Source organism: Candidatus Binatia bacterium, assembly GCA_036563615.1.
Lineage (GTDB): Bacteria > Desulfobacterota > Binatia > UBA12015 > UBA12015 > DATCMB01.
Window position 1 is genome coordinate 1 of sequence record DATCMB010000011.1, and the last position, 17,849, is coordinate 17,849.

The window sequence follows — 17,849 nt, forward strand, 5'->3', positions numbered from 1 at the left end:
CGATGACGTCGACCTTGCCCGCGTCGATGTCAGCCATGAGGCGCTGGAACGCGGGGCGGTCGGTGTTCGCGCCGGTGAAGCCGCCGTCGTCGTAGCGCTCGTCGACGAGGGTCCACCCGGGCTGGCGCTGGATGTACGCGACAGGCCTCGCGCTGCGCGTCGAGGCTGTTGAAGTCGGAGTCGAGGCCGGTCGACGTCGACTTGCGCGTGTAGATCGCGCAGCGCTTCGTCTCCGGCGTCGGTTGGTCACGGGTGCTCGACTTCGCGGGACAGTCCAGGCGATCGGACAGCACTTTCGCTGTTGAATCTGTCCAGCACCTTCGTGGCGCGACGCGCGCGTGGGAGCCGCACCGAGAGACGGACGAGACGATGAACGCGTGCCGTCCCGCAACCGAGCTCTGTCCCGCAGGAATCGCCATCGAAGCCGGGAGCTTCGCGGAGCAAGAGAGCTTCAGGTCGGGCACCGACATCGAGGCCGTCCCGCTCAGGGCTCCCAGAGAGCCACCAGCGGGCCGCTACGAATGCGGAGCCTGACCTCCTGCGACTCTCGACGCGTCAGCGCCTCAGGCGGCGGCGTCCGGAGTCGGCTGGAGCCCTGGCGCCGCCGAGGCGCCAGCGAGACCCTGTTGAGGGGCTCGCTCCGTTCGTGGCGAGCCTCGTCGCCGGTCACCTACGGTTCGGCGGAATCTGGCCGTCGAGTTCTTCGTGCCAGCTAACCGAGCAGTGCCTTCGTGTTCCGTCGGTAACGCACGCCGTCCATCCCGAGAGACCTACGGAACGCCTCGAAGGCCGCATATCGGTTTGTGTACTGGGGGCCACCGAGACTGACCACGCAGTCCTGGATCGCCAGCACGTAGCGATTGTGAAGGAGGTCGTGTGCGATCGTGACGAACCTGTAGAGCACGCCGATGATACGCTGCGCTCGAAAGCGCTCGCGCGTGCTCTTGGTGCGGGCGATTACTGAGTCGACTCGACTCGCCATGTTTCTGCCGAGCTGAGACTCGTCCCAGAACTTGCAGCACTCGTACTCTGGATTGACGACCTTCGTTACGTCGATAGCTACGACTCCGAACGTTGTGCCGGGAGCTTCCTCCAGATCGCTAGCAAGCTGCGCCTCGGCATCCTTCATATTTTCGTCAACCTTCTTGGGCGAGAACGTCCTCTTGCATTCCAGGAAGATATCCCGTTGCGGGAGTCGCAAGGTCACATCCGGGTGCTCGCCATGCTCAGTCCGCCGACCGAATCGCTCGAGCTTCGCCGCCAGAGTCAGTTCGAACAGCACGTTCCGGGCTTTGTTCGTTTCGGCTGTCTCCTGCGTCGGTAAGAGCGGACCGGAAAGAACCCTATTCAGCTTGCTCGAGACATCCTCAGGCTGCTCAGCGAGCCACCGCTCGATGCAGGGCAGTAGTGTCGCGAACTCGGAGCCCTCAATCAGCAGCGACACGTCACGGAAGCCGCCAACCCTAGGCCAATCCTCGTCCGGTCGATGGGTCGCGATGTGCTCCCAGATTTCGCGGATGCGCTTCGCCGCTACGGCGATTCTGGTGCCTGCGGTTCGCACGCCGGCATCACTGCAGATGGCAAGGACCTTCTCGACGTCGGCCGCGATCCTGTCGAAGGTCAGAACCTCCACGGCTACATCACCTCACGCGCCACCGACGGTCGCTGCGACCGCGCGTCGTCGAGACGAGCACTTTGGCTCGTGGACCACCGCGATGACCGCGCGGTCCGGTTCTTGATCAAGGTCGGGCGTGGACGCCGCCAAAGAGCAGCTTGATCGCGACGACTTCACAACGGGCGCTCCGCTTCTTCCTGCGACCGTCGTGAGACGCAAGTTCGGCCAGAATGACGACGGCCGCGGCCAGGGACCGAGCCCCGACCCCGGCGGCAATCCAACAAAGTGCGCGGATCCGCCTGCCCTACGCGAGGAACCCCATGTCGAAGTCGATCCCGTTCGCGACCGACCAGTACTCGCCGGGCAACGCATCCGGGATCAGGACGTTCGACGTGATCTGCGCCGGCGACATGTTGAGCCAGTGCTTGAGGATCGTCCCGAAGACGTCGCGGAAGTCCGTCGAGCGGAAGTCGTGCGGCGTCTGGCGGTAGCGCGTGTTGCCGTCGCTCTCGAGGTCGGCCTTGTTGATGTTGGGGTGGTTGCCGTAGACGCCGCCGTTGACGGCGTTGGGGCCGCCGATGACGAACATCGGGCCCTGCGAGCCGTGGTCGGTGCCGTTGCCGTTCTGCTCGATGCGGCGGCTGAACTCGCTCCACACCACCGTCAGCACCTTGTCGGCGACGCCCATGTCGGCGAGGTCGTCGTAGAAGACCTTGAGCGAATCCCCGAGCTCGCGGTGCAGCTCGTAGTGCTGTCCGAGCGCCCCGCCCTGATCCGAGTGCGTGTCGTAGCCGCCGTTCGAGAGCTGGAAGAAGCGCGCGCCGACGCCCGGCACGCCGCTCGAGACGCCGTAGATGATCTTCGCGACCTCGCGCAGGTCGTACGCGAGGCGGCGGTCGATCTCCGAGTAGAGCTGGCCGAAGGCGCCGCGGTCCGTCTGGTAGAGGTCGTGCACGACGGGGTAGCTGCTGGTGCTCTGCAGCGTCGCCGTGCCGGCGTTGCCGACGAAGACCTGCGTCGGCTGCGAGCCGGCCGAGGCCGCCGCGTGCAGCGCCGCGAACGCGGCCTCCTTCGCGGCCTGGTCGTCGCCGTAGTCGTCCCAGGGGAAGCCGAAGTCCCCGAGGCGCCGCACGGCGAGCACGCTGGTCACGTTCTGGCGGAAGTCCGGCGCGATCGAGTCCTGCACGCACACCGCGGGGATCTGGCTCGGGCCGTAGGTCGCCGCGAGGTGACGTCCGACCCAGCCGGAGCCGCTCAGCGGCGTGAGCCGCAGCGGGTTGGCCGTCTGCCAGATGAGCCGCGACTCCTCGTGCGACAGGTTGTACTCGGGGTAGCCGCAGCCCTGGATGACGGCGAGGCTCGCGTTGCCCGAGTCGGCGAGCTGCGTGAGCCCGACGAGCCCGGGGTGCAGGGCGAGCAGCGCGCCGGTGTTCGGGTCGTTGCCGACGATCGTCGACGCGAGCGACGCGGTCGAGAGACGCAGGCCACCGTTGCCCGCGCGCCGCGCGGCCTCGTAGTCGGTGCGCAGCGTGCCCGCGCCATCGTCGACCGGGACCACGGTGTTGAGGCCGTCGTTGCCGCCGTCGAGGAAGATCACGACGAGGTAGCGGTCGCCGAGATCGGCGAACGCGCGACGGACGAGCGGGCTCGTGAACAGGCTCGGCGCGAGGAGCGTGCCGGCGGTGGCGAGACCGGTGCGACGGATGAACTGACGTCGTGTGATCGCCATCGGTGCTTCCCCTCCCCGCTCAGTAGACCTGGTAGCCGGGCGACTTCAGCACGATCTCGAAGAGCCCGTTCAGCTTGGCGTTGCGGTAGCGATAGTCGCGCAGGTCGGGCGTCACCGTACCACCGTCCGTCAAGTAGTCGATGCAGATCTGGCGATCCTCGGCGGTGAAGTTGTGCGCGACGTCGAGCGCGTCGAGCACCTGCTCGACGATCACCGCGGGGTCGGTTTCCGAAACGTCGACGAACTTGTCGGGCTTGAGCCGCGCGGCGCCGCGCGCCGCGGCGACGTCGCGCGCGAAGTTGTAGCGCGCGAGCAGCGTCGAGCTCGACAGCCACGCCGTCTCCCAGTCCCAGCCGAACACGCTCGGCGGATCCATCAGGACCTGACCGAGGTTCTCCATGTGGTTGAAGATGCCGGTGTAGGACCCGCCCGGGATGTACTTGTGGGCGCCGGCGAAGCGCATCCCGAGCAGCCGCAGCGTGCCGATCGCGAAGTCGACCGGCCACTTCACCGACTTCTTGACGCCGGGACCGAACGGCTTGCCGGTCTCGTAGAAGTCGTCGTGGCAGAAGATCGCGCGCAGCAGCGCCTGGATGCTCCAGGTGGTGTCGAAGCTCGACTCGGCGATCACCTGGTCGATCGTCGCGAGGCTCGGATCGGGGCCGACGTAGAACTCGAGCAGCCGGCGCGCGGTGCGGCGCGCCACCGTGTTGTGCCCGTCGGTGTCGGTGTGGGTGAAGATGATGTCGACGACGGTGTCGATCTCCGGCTCGCCCTCGCCGTTCACGTCGAAGTCGGCGCCGCCGATGTTGCCGGTGGTCTCGAAGATCCGCTTCGGGCCGCGCTCGGGGAACTCCGACGTGAAGTCGTGGTTGCTCCTGTCGAGGTACGCCGTGCCGTTCTGCTTGTAGCGCCAGCCGGTGAAGGCGCGCGCGATCTGCACGATGTCGGCCTGCGTGTAGTTCGGGTTGCCGGCGCTGTCGTAGACGCCGAGCGTAAACAGCTCGAGCAGCTCGCGCGCGTAGTTCTCGTTCGGGATCGACTTCTCGTTCCGCGTGGTGTCGAGGAACTCCATCATCGCGGCGTCCTTGCCGATCGCCTTGACGAGGTCCTTCATGCTCCCCTTCGCGAGCTTGCGCAGGAGCTTCTGCTGGTTGCCCATGAGCTTCGTCGCGGCGCCGAAGTTGACCGCGAAGAGCTTCGTGATCCCGGTCGCGAAGTGGTCGTGCCAGAAGAGCACGAGCTTCTCCTGCACCGGCGTCTTGGTGGTGAGGAGAAAGCGCATCAGCGCGTCGTGCTGACGCCGCTGGTCGCGTCCGCCCGGACGAAAGGGCTTCGGCTTGTAGTTCAGCAGCTTGTCGGCCGCGGCACCGCGCGTCATGCCGACGATGCCGCTCTGCGCGAGCTCCTTGCGCGTCGCCGAGAAGCCGGCGCGGCGTAGCAGGTGACGAGCGTCCGCCTCGGTCAGGACGGTGTTCTGGTGTCCCATCGGTCTCCCCCACCCCGCCCGCGCCACACACCCCGTGCCGCGGCGAGGACGCTCAGGAATCGGTGCCCGGTACCCAGCCGGTTTCGGGCGCGCCTGCTTCGATCCACAGGCGCAGGATCTGGATCAGGTTGGCGGGGAGCGGCGGTCTGCCGAGCGGCATGCGCGAGCCGAGCCCGACCCCGAGGTCGCCCGTCACCTTGCGGTAGATGAGGCTCGTCGACGGGTCGCCCGGCGTGACGCGTAGCCACCCGAGCCCCTGCGCGGTCGCGTTGGTCGGCGTAGCACCGACGAGCTGCGTGTAGGACGCGCCGATCTCGAGCAGCAGGTTGGCCTGCTGCGTCTGCGAGTCGTGGCACGCCGACAGCGCGCAGCTCGCGTTGAAGATCTGCTTCTGGATGCGGTCGTACGTGCCCTCGAAGAGCGACGTCGGATTGCAGCTCCCCGGCGCCGGACGGCAGGTGAAGCGCAGCGTGTCGGTGTCGTTGAAGAAGCGACCGCCGACGAACGGCGACATCGCACGCACCTTGAGCAGCTTCGAGTTCTGCCGGCAGCGGTTGCCGGGGAACGGGCCCTTCAGGCGGACGACGATGTTGCTCGGGCTCGTGCAGGCGTCGGGCTGCTGGGTCGGCGGATCGATCTGGTTCTCGATGCGCGAGCGCAGCGCTTGGAAGTCGGGATCGAACTTGGGATCACCGTTGTCGAGCGAGTGGTCGACGGTGATCGAGGACACGCCGAGCGGCGTGCAGTAGACCGACGCGGTGCTGTTCGCGCACACCGAGACGGGGAAGCGGCACTCGCCGTTGACCTCCCCGTCCGCGTCGCACGACGGATCGCCGTCGACGCAGCGGATGTGACGCTGGTTGCGGGCGAGCGGCGCCGGCGTGTCGAAGACGGTGATGCAGTCGAGGACGCGCGCACCGCCGCCGGTGACGATGGTCGCGTCGGCGACCCCCGGCCAGGTGAGCAGCGCGAGCACGGTGGCGACGGCGTAGAAGCGACGGATGATGTTCGACATGCTGGGCTCCTCCGCCACCCGTTCGCCGATCCCGCCGCGCGGTGGCCCGGTGGCCGGGCGGGTATAGGACGCAGCTCGCACGGCAGGCAAGCGCTCGCGCGGCCGCTACCGCGTCCTCCACGGGGTGGCGCGCGCTGCGTCCAGGCCGTCTGCGTCAGGCGAGAAGCGTGATGATGCCGCCCAGGATGGTGCCGACGACCGCGACGAGCATCAGCACGTCGCTCGCCCGGATCTGATTGTTCCGCTTCACAGAATGCATTGGCAGAGGTTCCGTCGGTTGGGTTGCGTCCGTGAAATCTGCTCTCCTGGGAGAGCGCCGGCCCGTCCTATAGCAGCATGCCGAGCGCCAGAGAATACACTTTTCACGTCGTTTCGCAGGAGGGATCCATGGGCGAAGGGCTGCGCGAGATCGCAAGCGGACTGCAGTTTCCCGAGGGCCCGGTCTGGATGCCGGACGGCAGCATCATCCTGACCGAGATCCGGCGCGGCACCATCACACGCGTCACGCCCGACGGGAAAACGAGCGTCGTGGCCGAGGTCGGCGGTGGCCCGAACGGGGCCGCGCTCGGGCCCGACGGCAAGCTCTACGTCTGCAACAACGGCGGCTTCGAGTGGCACGACGTCAATGGTCTCGTCGTGCCGGGCAACCAGCCGGCGTCGTACATCGGCGGGCGCATCCAGCGCGTCGACCTCGAGACCGGCAAGGTCGAGGACCTCTACACCGAGTGCGACGGTCGCCCGCTGCGCGGCCCGAACGACCTCGTGTTCGACGCGAGCGGCGGCTTCTGGTTCACCGACCACGGCAAGATGCGCGAGCGCGACCGGGACCGCACCGGCGTCTACTACGCCAAGCCCGACGGCTCGCTGATCCGCGAGGTGATCTTTCCCCTCGAGGCTCCGAACGGAATCGGCCTGTCACCGGACGGCAAGCGCCTCTACGTCGCCGAGACCTTCACCGGACGCCTCTGGTCGTGGGAGGTGACGGCCCCGGGCGAGGTGGCTCCTGCGGCGGGGCTCGGCACGCCCGGCACGCTCGTCGTCGGCCTGCCCGGCTTCCAGCTCTTCGACTCGCTGGCGGTCGATTCGGCGGGCAACGTCTGCGTCGCGACGCTCGCGAACGGCGGCATCACGGTCGTGCCCCCGAGCGGCGAGGGCGTGACCCACGTCCCGATGCCGGACCCGCTGACCACCAACATCTGCTTCGGCGGCCCGGACCTGAAGACGGCCTACATCACGCTCTCGGGAACCGGTCGGCTGGTCGCGATGGACTGGCCGCGGCCGGGGCTGAAGCTCGCCTTCTGAGCGTCAGCGTCGGCGGCGCGGGCGTGGATGCGCACGCCCGCGCCCGCCGTCGAGCGTCAAGCATCGTCGAAGCGCAGCGGCGTCGCGCGCACCGTGGTGAAGCGGCCGAGCGTCACCTTGCCCGGTGGCAAGCCGCGCGGCTTCTTGACGTCGGCGCAGGTCGCGAGGTGCACGCTCACCTGTCCGCCGTGACGTGCGCGCGAGTAGCCCGCGGCGAGGCCGGCCGCGAAACGCACGGTGTCGCGCGGCGGGCGCGCGAGCTTGTCCGGGTTGCGGATCACGACGTGCGATCCCGACTCGCCCGCGACGTGCAGCCAGAAGTCGCGCGGCGAGGCGAGCTTCAGCGACAGGATGTCGTTGTCTTCGGCGGTGCGCCCGACGAGCACGATCATGCCGTCGGGCGACACGAAGCGCCGCGCGACCGAGCGTCCGCGCCAGACGCCCGCGTCCGCATCGGTCGGACCAACCTCCCCTCGCTCCTGCCGCGCCATCTCGGTTCTCCGCACGCGGAATGGAACAGCCGCGATGCGCGTTGTCCAGACGAAGCCCGTGGACACGCGCGCGCGAGACGGTAGCATCGTTCGCATGGCGCTCGCGCTCGGTCCGCTCGGCGACCGCGGGCCGACGGTGTCGAAGCTCGGCCTCGGGCTCGCGGCGCTCGGCCGTCCCGGCTACATCACCCTCGGCCGCAGCGCCGACCTGCCGGAGCGCACGGTCGAAGCGCTCGAAGCGCGCACCGTGCAGCTCCTCGACGCCGCGTACGCCGCCGGCGTGCGCTACGTCGACGCCGCGCGCAGCTACGGCCGCGCCGAGGAGTTCCTCGCCCGCTGGCTTCGCGCGCGCGGTCTCGGCCCGCGCGACGCGACCGTCGGCAGCAAGTGGGGCTACCGCTACACCGCCGACTGGCGGATCGACGCGCCGGTGCACGAGGAGAAGGAGCTCTCGCTCGCGCGCTTGCGCACGCAGCTCGCGGAGAGCCGCGCGATCCTCGGAGAGGCGCTGACGCTCTACCAGATCCACAGCGCGACCGCGGACTCCGGCGTGCTGCAGGACGAGGACGTGCTGCGCGCGCTGGTCGAGGCGCGGCGCTCGGGAGTCGTGCGCGCGATCGGGCTCACGCTGACCGGGACGGGCTCGCGACGCACGCTCGAGCTCGCGCTCGACGCGCGCATCGACGGGGAGCGCGTCTTCGACGTCGTGCAGGCGACCTACAACGTCCTCGAGCCGTCGCTGCGCGACGCGCTCGCCGAGGCGCGCGCCGCGGGTCTCGGCGTCATCCTCAAAGAGGTGCACGCCAACGGACGGCTCACGCCCGCGAACCGGCGGCCCGAGGACGAGCGCCTGCGCCAGCGCCTCGGCGAGATCGCCGGGCGCCTCGCGGTTCCGGTCGACCGGCTCGCCGTCGCCTTCGCCGCGTCGCTCGGCGCCGCGGACCTCGTGCTCTCCGGCGCCGTGACCACCGATCAGCTCCGCTCGCACGTCGCGGGCGTCGCGCTCGAGCTCGACGACGCGACGCTCGGCGAGCTCGCGGAGCTGGCCGAGCCGCCCGAGACGTACTGGAAGACGCGCTCCGCCCTACCCTGGCATTGACGCGCTCGTCTGCGGTGGACGGCGTCGCGTCGGCACGCGCCTCCGAACGCCCAAGCCTCTTGCAAAAATCAACCGATCGGATGATAACGGCCGCATGCTGGATCCTCGGCTGTTCACCCCACTCCCGGCCGAGCAGCGGCGGCGGATCGGCGCCGACTACGTCGCCTACGCGCTGAAGCGCGACGGCGAGCCCGACGTCGCCCGGCGCACGCTGTCGCGGCGCGAGGAGTTCTTCCGCGAGCTCGAGTCGCGTCCGCAGCCGGTCTGGCGCGGCGAGAAGATCACGCAGGACGAGTTCACGCAGCTCCACCGGGGCGTCAAGCCGCTCTCTGCTGCGTCACCGCTGGTCTGGTGGCTCGTGCAGGTGTCCCGCGCCAACGAGGGCGAGGCCTGGGGTGTCGACTACCTGCTCGATCGCGGCGGCTTCGACGGCCTCGGTCGCGGCGGCGTGCTCAGGCCGCGCGACTTCGCGGACCTCGAGGAGACGTACCACACGCGCATCCTGCGCTCGATCGTGCGCCTGTTCGGCGTCGACTACGAGCTGCGCGAGCCGCCGCGCGTCATCCAGCAGTCCGTCAAGCTGATGTCGCGCCTGCCGCAGCGCGGGTCGTACGTGCTGCTGCTCGCGGGCGAGCTCATGGGCACGGTCGCGTTCCTGCGCATGGCCGAGCGCGGCGAGAAGCTGCTCGCGGAGTGGCCGGAGATGCAGAGCCGCGTGCGCGAGCTGCTCGACGAGATCCTGATCGACGAGATCGGCCACGTGACCTTCCTGCTCGGCTCGATGAACGCGGTCGAGCTCGCGGCCGTGCGTCGGCTGTCGAAGCTCTACATGCGCCTCTCACGCCTCGGCTACCGCGAGCGCAATCCCGACACGCAGCTCGTGCTCGAGCGCATCTCGAACTACAGCCTGGCGCTGTTTCCCGAGCGCGTGCTGCGCCGGGCGTTCGTGCCGGCGCAGTACTGGCCGGAGTGCTACGGCCCGCAGCCCGGGATGGCGGCATGAGCGTCCGAGCCGAGCGCGGCCGCGTCGCGCGCCGGGCGCGCGGCCCCGGGAGGCCGCCCGGACCGAGCCGCGTCAAGCAAGCGCGCGCCCGTCTGGTCGCGACGGCGAGCGCGATTTACGCCGAGGGCGGCGACGCTGGGCTCAGCTACGCGGTGCTGGCCGAGCGCTCGGGTCTCACCAAGCCGACGCTGTTCCACTACTTCCCGACCAAGGACACGCTGCGCTACGCCGTCTTCCAGGCGCTCGGCGAGCGTCTCGAGGCCGCCGCGGAGAGCTGGTTCGACGCCCCGCCCGAGAGCTTTGCCGCGCGCCTCGACCGCCTCGTCGGCGCACTCGTCGACTTCTACGGCGCCGACCCGGTCAACGCGCGCATCCTCTGCCGCGGCCTGCTCGAGACGCGCGGCGGCGTCGGCATGCCGCCCGTCTTCGCCCACTTCGTGCGGCGCTTCACCGAGTTCATCGCCGCCGGCGTGCGCGCCGGCGAGTTCTACCCCGACCCGCCGCTCGCGACCGTGCTGTCGATCGGCGGCGTGGTGCTGTTCGAGTTCATGCTGCCCGCGCACGGGCGGCGCCAGCTCTACGGCGGCAGTCTTCCGAGCCTCGAGCAACGCAAGGCGGAGATGGTCGCGCTCGTCCGTCGCGCCGTCGTCCGCCCCGCCGCGCGGCTCGGCCGCACGGAGCGCGCGACAGCGAGCAGGAGCCGGACATGAAGACGATCGACGCCGACGGTCACGTGATCGAGCCCGCCGACCTCTGGCAGCGCGAGCTGCCGCCGTCGCTCCGCGCGCGTGGCTTCGCGATCCGCTGGAACCCCGACACACGTCAAGAAGAAGTCCACCTCGAAGGTCGGGTGCTCCTGCCCTTCGGCATCGTCGGGGTCGGGCTCGCGGGACGACCGTTCGACGACGTCGGCAAGGGCGTGCGCTACGCGGAGCTCCTCCCCGGCGGCAGCGACCCGCGGCAGCGCCTGCGCGACATGGACACCGAACGCATCGACGTCGCCGTGCTCTACCCCTCGATCGGGCTCTTCCTCGAGGCGGTCGACGATCCGGCGCTCGCCGCGGCCTGCTGCCGCGTCTACAACGACTGGCTCGCGGACTACTGCCGCACGGATCCCGCGCGTCTGATCGGAGTCGCCGCGGTGCCGCTGCAGGACGTCGACGCCGCGGTGCGCGAGATGCAGCGCGCCGTCGCGGAGCTCGGCATGAAGGGCGTCTTCGTCCGCCCGAACCCGTGCAAGGGGCGCAGCCTGCACCACCGCGACTACGACCCGTTCTGGGCGGCGTGCGCGGAAGCGGGCGTGCCCGTGGGGCTTCATCCGTCGGGCGCCGGAGATCTGCCGGGGACGATGCAGGGCCTGCCGCTCGACGCGCCGATCATGGGCCACCCGTCGATCTTCTTCATCGACGACTACATCGGCTTCTCGCAGCTCGTCTGCGGCGGCGTGCTCGAGCGCCATCCGAAGCTGACGGTCGTCGTGCTCGAGGCGGGCGGCGGCTGGCTCGGCCACTGGTTCGACCGCTTCGACCACTTCGCGCGCGTCTACGGCTGGATGGCGCCCGAGCTGAAGCTCAAGCCGAGCGAGTACTTCAAGCGCCAGTGCTTCATCTCCTTCGACCCCGACGAGACGACGCTGCCGCTGCTCGCGCCGGTGATCGGCGAGGACCGCATCGTCTGGGCGTCGGACTACCCGCACCTCGACGCCACCTTCCCGGGCGTCGTCGACGAGCTCGAGGAGCACCTCGAGAAGCTGCCGCTCTCGGCGCGCGACAAGGTCCGCGGCGCGAACGCGGCGCGGCTCTACGGGCTCGCCGCCTGAGCACGCGAGAAAGGCGCGCGCGACACGCCCGCGAGGAACGCGCGTGAGGAGGAACGAGCGATGAAGAACGCCCGCCTGCTGCACTACTCGCACTGCGTGTCCGACCTCGAGCGCTCGCGCGCCTTCTACACCGACGTGCTGGGCTTCGAGGTCGTGCTCGAGGCCGAGTTCGACGACGCGGCGACGGCGCGCGTGATGGGCGTCCCGGACGCGAAGTTCAAGGGCGTCTTCATGAAGCGCGACGGCATGCGCATCGAGCTCATCGGCTTCTCGAATCCGCCGCCCGAGCGTGCCGCGCGCAAGCGCGCCGCGAACGAGGTCGGGCACTCGCACCTGAGCTTCTACGTCCTGAGCCTCGACGAGACGCTCGCCGAGCTGCGCGCGCAGGGCGTGACGGTCGAGGACGAGACGCGCACCGTGCTGCCGAGCGGCATCGAGTGCTGCGTCGTGCGCGATCCCGACGGCTTCCCGATCGAGATCGTGCAGGTGCCGACGCTCGACCTCCTGCCCTACGAGGTTCCCAACGCGCCCGCGGCGGGCTGAACGGAGGCCGAGATGTCGCGCTCGACGGGAAGGCTCGCCGGCAAGGTCGCCGTGATCACCGGCGCCGCGAAGGGACAGGGCGCGGGCGTGGCGCGTGCGTTCGCGTCCGAAGGAGCGAGCGTCGCGCTGCTCGACGTCCTCGACGACGCGGGCGAGGCGGTCGCGGCCGCGATTCGCGCGGAAGGCGGCACCGCCCTCTTCCGGCGCTGCGACGTGTCGCGCGAGGACGACGTGTCCGCCGCGATCGCGGCGGCGGTCGATGCGTACGGCGGGCTCGACGTCCTCTACAACAACGCGGCCGTGATCTCGTACGGCAACCGCATCGCCGACATGCCGGTCGAGCAGTGGGACCGGACGATCGCGATCAACCTGCGCGGCCCGTTCCTGTGCGCGAAGTACGCGCTGCCGCACCTGATCGCGCGCGGCGGCGGCGTGATCCTGAACGTCTCGTCGCACGGCGCGTTCCAGGCCGCGCCGGTCGGCGTCGCGGACTACGCGACCGCGAAGGGCGGCCTCGTCACGCTGACCTACTACCTCGCGTCCGAGTACGGCTCGAGCAACGTGCGCGCGAACTGCATCGCGCCGGGTCCGATCCCGACCGACCTCAACGCGCCGTTCCTCGGCACGCCCGAGGGCCGCGCGGCGACCGCGATGTTCATCCCGCTCGGGCGCGTCGGCGAGATCGACGACGTCGCACGCGCCGCGGTGTTCCTCGCCTCCGACGAGGCCAAGTGGATCAGCGGTGCCGTTCTGCGCGTCGATGGTGGTATCGTCGTGCAGTGACGCCCCCTGCGGAGGCCCCTGACCCCGGCGTCGGCGCCGGCGCGGAGCTCGCGCGGCTCCGCGAGGACGAACGACGGCTGCGCAACTGGAAGCGCTGGGGGACCTATCTCAGCGAGCGTCAGTGGGGCACGGTGCGCGAGGACTACAGCCCGCACGGCACCGCCTGGACCTACCTGCCGCACGACCACGCGCGCTCGCGCGCCTACCGCTGGGGTGAGGACGGGCTCGCCGGCTTCTGCGACCGCCACCAGTACGTCTGCTTCGCGATCGCGCTGTGGAACGAGCGCGATCCGATCCTCAAGGAGCGCCTCTTCGGCCTCGACAACGAGGACGGCAACCACGGCGAGGACGTCAAGGAGCTGTACTTCTACCTCGACGCGACGCCGACGCATTCCTACGCGCGCATGCTCTACAAGTACCCGCAGCGCGCCTTTCCCTACGCGCAGCTCGTCGAGGAGAACCGTCGGCGCGGGCGCGAGCTTCCCGAGTACGAGATCACCGACACCGGCGTGTTCGACGACGGCCGCTACTTCGACGTCGAGGTCGAGTACGCGAAGGCGACGCCCGAGGACATCCTCGTCCGCGTCACCGTCACGAACCGCGGACCCGACCCGGCGCCGCTCCACCTGCTGCCGACCGTCTGGTTCCGCAACACGTGGTCGTGGGGGCTCGATCCGCGGCGGCCGGTGATCCGCGCGCAGCGCGCGACCGAGGCTGCCGCCGCGCTCGAGGTCGAGCACGAGTACTACGGACGGCGCTGGCTCGCCGTCGACAGGCGCGGCGAGACGCTGTTCACCGACAACGAGAGCAACGCGCGCCGGCTCTGGGGCATCGAGAACGCGTCCGCGCACGTGAAGGACGCCTTTCACGACTACGTCGTACACGGGGTGCGCGATGCGGTGAGCCCGCTCGGCCGCGGCACCAAGGCGGCCTTCCACCACGTCCTGCATCTCGCCGCGGGCGAGTCGCGCACCGTCAAGCTACGATTGTCCGACGACCCCTCGATGCCCGACGCCACCGACGCGCTCCGTGACGAGCACGATCGCATCTTCGCCCAGCGCCGCGCCGAGGCCGACGAGTTCCACGCCGGGCTCGCAACGTCGACGCTCGACGCCGCGTCGCGCACCGTGATGCGTCAAGCCATCGCCGGGCTGCTGTGGAGCAAGCAGTTCTACCACTACGAGGTCGATCGCTGGCTCGCGGGCGACCCGGAGGGACCGCCGCCGCCCGCGTCACGGCGCGACGGGCGCAACGCCGACTGGACGCACCTCTACAACGCCGACGTCGTCTCGATGCCCGACAAGTGGGAGTACCCCTGGTACGCGGCGTGGGACCTCGCCTTCCACTGCATCCCGCTCGCGCTCGTCGACCCGGCGTTCGCGAAGGAGCAGCTCCTCCTGCTCCTTCGCGAGTGGTACATGCACCCGAACGGCCAGCTCCCCGCCTACGAGTGGAGCTTCTCCGACGTGAACCCGCCCGTGCACGCGTGGGCGGCGTGGCGGGTCTACAAGATCGAGGCGAAGCGGCGCGGCGGCGTGGGCGACCGCGCCTTTCTCGAGCGCGTCTTTCACAAGCTGCTGCTCAACTTCACCTGGTGGGTGAACCGCAAGGACGCGCAGGGCCGCAACGTCTTCCAGGGCGGCTTCCTCGGCCTCGACAACATCGGCGTCTTCGACCGCTCGAAGCCGCTGCCGACCGGCGGCGTCATCGAGCAGAGCGACGCGACGAGCTGGATGGGCATGTACTGCCTCAACATGCTCACGATCGCGCTCGAGCTCGCGCGCGAGAACCGCGCGTACGAGGACGTCGCGAGCAAGTTCTTCGAGCACTTCGTCTACATCTGCCACGCGATGAACAACCTCGGCGGCAACGGCGTCGAGCTCTGGGACTGCGAGGACGGCTTCTTTTACGACGTGCTGTCACTGCCCGACGGACGCCGGCTGCCGCTCAAGGTCCGCTCGCTGGTCGGGCTGATCCCGCTCTACGGCGTCGAGACGCTCGACTCGGAGCTGATCGACCGCCTGCCGGCATTCAAGCGGCGCATGCAGTGGTTCATCGAGCACCGCCCCGAGCTCGGCGACCACGTCGAGACCTGCACCAAGCCCGACCTGCGCGTGCTGCGTCTGCTCGCGCTGGTCGGACGCGAGCGACTCGTGGGCGTGCTGCGCTACATGCTCGACGAGGAGGAGTTCCTGTCGCCGTACGGCGTGCGCGCGCTGTCGCGCCACCACCTCCGACATCCCTACGAGCTCACCGTCGACGGCACCGTGCACCGCGTCGACTACGAGCCCGGCGACTCGCGCTGTGGCCTCTTCGGCGGCAACTCGAACTGGCGCGGGCCGGTGTGGCTACCGGTGAACTTCCTGCTGATCGAGGCGCTGCAGCGCTACCACTACTTCTACGGCGACGACCTCGAGGTCGAGTGCCCGACCGGCTCCGGCGTCCGCATGCACCTCGGCGAGGTCGCGGCGGAGCTCACGCGCCGGCTGGTGCGCCTCTTCCTGCCCGACGAGGCCGGCGTGCGTCCCTGCCTGCGCGAGATGTCGATCTTCCGCAGGGACCCGAGCTTCGCCGACCTCGTGCTCTTCCACGAGTTCTTCCACGGCGAAACCGGCGCCGGCCTCGGCGCGAGCCACCAGACGGGCTGGACGGCGCTGATCGCGAAGCTGATCCAGCAGGGCGGCGGCTGATCTCAGCAGCCGCCGATCGCGTACACCCGGCCCGCGGTCGTGCCGACGTAGAGCCGCCCCGCCGCGAGGATCGGCGAGCCGTTGAGCTGGCCCTGCACGTCACGGCGCCACAGGTCGCCGCCGTTCACGTCGAGCGCGATCAGCGTGCGACGCAGCGCCAGGTAGATGCGGCCCGACGCGTCGATCACCGGCGGGTTGTTCTGGAAGCGCCCGCGCCCGAGGTCGCTGCGTTGCCACTTGACGGCGCCGTTCAAGCCGATCGCGTAGATCGTGTTCTTGAGGCCTTTCGACACCCCGAAGACGATCGTGTTGCGCGGCACGTCGAGCGCCGGCGGCGCCATGCGGTAGCCCTTCGGGATCGCGAACAGCAGCGTCGAGGTCGGCTGGCCGCCGGGCGAGACCGGCGGGTTGACCACGTAGAGCCCCTTGCGCAGGCCGACGTAGATCTGGCCCGTCGTCGGGTGCACGACCGGTGCAAGGTTCTCGTTGCGTCCGATGCTGCGCTTCGGCTCGAGCTGCACGCGCCACAGCTCGGCGCCGGTCTGCGGATCGAACGCGCCGAGCGCGCCGCCGCCGATCACGACGTAGAGCACGTTGCCCGACGGGCTGAGCGCCGGCGACGCGTTGCGGATGCCGCCCCCGACCGGGTTCAGGCACCACTTCGGCTGGCGCACCGGGCCTGGGCACATCGCGATCAAGGTGCCCGCGCTGAGCGAGTCCGACGCCATGTAGATCAAGCCGTCGTTGCCGATGATCGGCGGCACGGTGATGTCGCCGTCGGTGCAGACCTTCTGCCGCCACGCGACGGTCGCCGACGACGATCCGAGCGGCGGCACGTTGATCGCCCACATGTCGTTGTCGCGCGTGCCGATGAAGGCGTAGCTGCCATTGCCGATCACCGGCGCGGAGCGATCCGGGCGCTTGCCGATCTCGTTGGTCTTGCACCAGAGCTCGGCTCCGGTGTTCGGGTCGACCGCGCAGATCGGCGCCTTGCCGACGGGGACGAAGAGCGTCTCGGGCTCACCGGTGTTGCCCGGCGCGAGCGCGAGCGCGCTCAGCACCTGCCCCTTCAGCTTGGTCTCCCAGACGAGGTTGCTGCACGTCGGACCGTTGAACGGGCTCTGCCCGGTGTGCTGCACGTTCTGCTGGTAGACCGGCCACGAGCCCGCCGCGATGCCGAAGGGCCCCGGAGTCGCGGGGCAGTTCGGGTTCGCGTCGATGCAGACGTTGTTCTGCTCCTCGCGGGAGCAGCGCGGTGCGGCGCCGACGCTCTGCGCCTCCACGAGAGACGCGAGCGCCACGAGCGCCCCCAGCAGCGCATGGCCCCACCGCGAGAGTCCCCAGCCGATTCCTTGCTGCACGATCTCCTCCTCCGGCTCTTTGCCGACCGCTGGACGGTTGCAAAGGCGGTGCCGCGACGTGTCCGAAATCTCGGCAGGAATTTCGCCACGCACCCCGCAACCCGTTGCGCCGCTGCGAGAAGCTGGCAAGGGTGCGGGTTGCAGTAGACCGACTCGGTGGACCCGAGAGGTCCCGGGAGGATGCCATGAAGACACGTTCGAGCTCGCTCACGGCGCGCGCCGTCGCCGCCCTCGCCCTCGCGTTCGCGCTGGCCATCGCCGTCCCGATTCCGGACTCGGCCCGCGCCGCGACGCTCCAAGGCGTGACCTTCCCCGACACCGCGACGGTCGGCGGCAAGACCGTCAAGCTCAACGGGATGGGCGTCCGCGTGGCGTACGTGTTCGTCAAGGTCTACGTCGCCGGTCTCTACCTCGAGCAGACGACGCGCGACGCCTCGGTCGCGATCGACAGCGACCAGCCCAAGCGGATGCTGCTGCAGTTCCTGCGCGAGGTCTCGCACGACGAGATGGTCGACGCGATGAAGGAAGGCTTCGAGCACACCGGGTCGCCCGCGCTCCAGCCGCAGATCGACCAGTTCTCGGGCTTCTTCACGCAGCCCCTCACCGAGGGCTCGCAGGTGAGCTTCGACTACGTGCCCGGCGAGGGCACGACGGTGACGATCGGCGGCGCCAACAAGGGCACCATCCCGGGCGCGGACTTCATGAAGGCGCTGTGGGGCATCTGGCTCGGGCCCGAGCCCGCGGACGCGAGCCTCAAGGAGGGTCTGCTCGGCGGCGGCAGCTGAGCGCCGCGCGCGCTTCGGCCGCGCAGCGACTTCCTTGCGGCGCTCCGCGGCGAGCCCGTGACGCGGCGACGCTTCCCGTTTCTCGCTGTTCGGGGCGAGCCTCGTCGGCGTCTGCGTTTGCGTGC

The 17,849-nt window shown here is 69.8% G+C and carries 15 protein-coding genes and 1 pseudogene; 9 read left to right on the plus strand and 7 right to left on the minus strand.

All coding sequences use genetic code 11. The annotated features are described in order from the left end of the window. The 5 genes and pseudogenes from VIS07_09335 to VIS07_09355 all read right to left on the minus strand — a co-directional run bounded on the left by VIS07_09335 (window position 1) and on the right by VIS07_09355 (window position 5,848). Window positions 1-278: pseudogene (locus VIS07_09335) on the minus strand (recombinase family protein). A 434-nt stretch (window positions 279-712) separates the two neighbouring features. Beyond that, window positions 713-1,633 carry a hypothetical protein gene (locus tag VIS07_09340; GenBank protein HEY8515703.1) on the minus strand — a complete coding sequence of 307 codons (921 nt, stop codon included), beginning with the start codon at window positions 1,631-1,633 and terminating at the stop codon, window positions 713-715. A gap of 286 nt (window positions 1,634-1,919) precedes the next feature. Further along, complete coding sequence (locus VIS07_09345; protein ID HEY8515704.1) at window positions 1,920-3,344, minus strand: DUF1501 domain-containing protein; 1,425 nt, start codon at window positions 3,342-3,344, stop codon at window positions 1,920-1,922. A gap of 19 nt (window positions 3,345-3,363) precedes the next feature. After that, complete coding sequence (locus tag VIS07_09350; GenBank protein HEY8515705.1) at window positions 3,364-4,833, minus strand: DUF1800 family protein; 1,470 nt, start codon at window positions 4,831-4,833, stop codon at window positions 3,364-3,366. A gap of 52 nt (window positions 4,834-4,885) precedes the next feature. After that, entirely contained in the window at window positions 4,886-5,848 is a 963-nt protein-coding gene (locus VIS07_09355; GenBank protein HEY8515706.1) for a hypothetical protein, read from the minus strand. A 387-nt stretch (window positions 5,849-6,235) separates the two neighbouring features. Between VIS07_09355 and VIS07_09360 the strand changes: the two genes are divergently transcribed. Further along, window positions 6,236-7,150, plus strand: a complete 915-nt coding sequence (locus tag VIS07_09360; GenBank protein HEY8515707.1) for an SMP-30/gluconolactonase/LRE family protein — start codon at window positions 6,236-6,238, stop codon at window positions 7,148-7,150. A 56-nt stretch (window positions 7,151-7,206) separates the two neighbouring features. On the opposite strand, the gene VIS07_09365 is transcribed toward VIS07_09360, so the two are convergent. Beyond that, window positions 7,207-7,641: an NFACT RNA binding domain-containing protein gene (locus VIS07_09365; GenBank protein ID HEY8515708.1), complete on the minus strand. Its 435-nt coding sequence runs from the start codon at window positions 7,639-7,641 to the stop codon at window positions 7,207-7,209. A gap of 94 nt (window positions 7,642-7,735) precedes the next feature. Here VIS07_09365 and VIS07_09370 point away from each other — a divergent pair, with 94 nt between their 5' ends. From VIS07_09370 to VIS07_09400, 7 genes are all read left to right on the plus strand, one after another. Continuing rightward, window positions 7,736-8,740 carry an aldo/keto reductase gene (locus VIS07_09370; GenBank protein HEY8515709.1) on the plus strand — a complete coding sequence of 335 codons (1,005 nt, stop codon included), beginning with the start codon at window positions 7,736-7,738 and terminating at the stop codon, window positions 8,738-8,740. Between the two features lie 94 nt (window positions 8,741-8,834). Next, window positions 8,835-9,743 carry a hypothetical protein gene (locus VIS07_09375; protein ID HEY8515710.1) on the plus strand — a complete coding sequence of 303 codons (909 nt, stop codon included), beginning with the start codon at window positions 8,835-8,837 and terminating at the stop codon, window positions 9,741-9,743. Then, window positions 9,740-10,453, plus strand: a complete 714-nt coding sequence (locus VIS07_09380) for a TetR/AcrR family transcriptional regulator (protein ID HEY8515711.1) — start codon at window positions 9,740-9,742, stop codon at window positions 10,451-10,453. Before VIS07_09375 ends, VIS07_09380 begins: the two co-directional genes overlap by 4 nt. Next, a complete protein-coding gene (locus tag VIS07_09385) occupies window positions 10,450-11,562 on the plus strand; it encodes an amidohydrolase family protein (protein ID HEY8515712.1) in 1,113 nt (370 codons plus the stop codon). Before VIS07_09380 ends, VIS07_09385 begins: the two co-directional genes overlap by 4 nt. 60 nt (window positions 11,563-11,622) lie before the next feature. Next, window positions 11,623-12,105, plus strand: coding sequence for a VOC family protein (locus tag VIS07_09390; GenBank protein ID HEY8515713.1), 483 nt, complete (start codon window positions 11,623-11,625; stop codon window positions 12,103-12,105). 12 nt (window positions 12,106-12,117) lie between these two features. Further along, a complete protein-coding gene (locus tag VIS07_09395; GenBank protein ID HEY8515714.1) occupies window positions 12,118-12,888 on the plus strand; it encodes a glucose 1-dehydrogenase in 771 nt (256 codons plus the stop codon). Next, on the plus strand, window positions 12,885-15,578 hold the full coding sequence (locus VIS07_09400) for a glucosidase (GenBank protein HEY8515715.1): 2,694 nt from the start codon (window positions 12,885-12,887) through the stop codon (window positions 15,576-15,578). The genes VIS07_09395 and VIS07_09400 overlap by 4 nt, the downstream gene beginning before the upstream one ends. A gap of 2 nt (window positions 15,579-15,580) precedes the next feature. Here VIS07_09400 and VIS07_09405 read toward each other — a convergent pair whose 3' ends face one another. Next, window positions 15,581-16,939, minus strand: coding sequence for a PQQ-binding-like beta-propeller repeat protein (locus VIS07_09405; protein ID HEY8515716.1), 1,359 nt, complete (start codon window positions 16,937-16,939; stop codon window positions 15,581-15,583). A 185-nt stretch (window positions 16,940-17,124) separates the two neighbouring features. Between VIS07_09405 and VIS07_09410 the strand changes: the two genes are divergently transcribed. Further along, window positions 17,125-17,724, plus strand: coding sequence for a chalcone isomerase family protein (locus VIS07_09410; GenBank protein ID HEY8515717.1), 600 nt, complete (start codon window positions 17,125-17,127; stop codon window positions 17,722-17,724). Window positions 17,725-17,849: the final 125 nt, after the last annotated feature.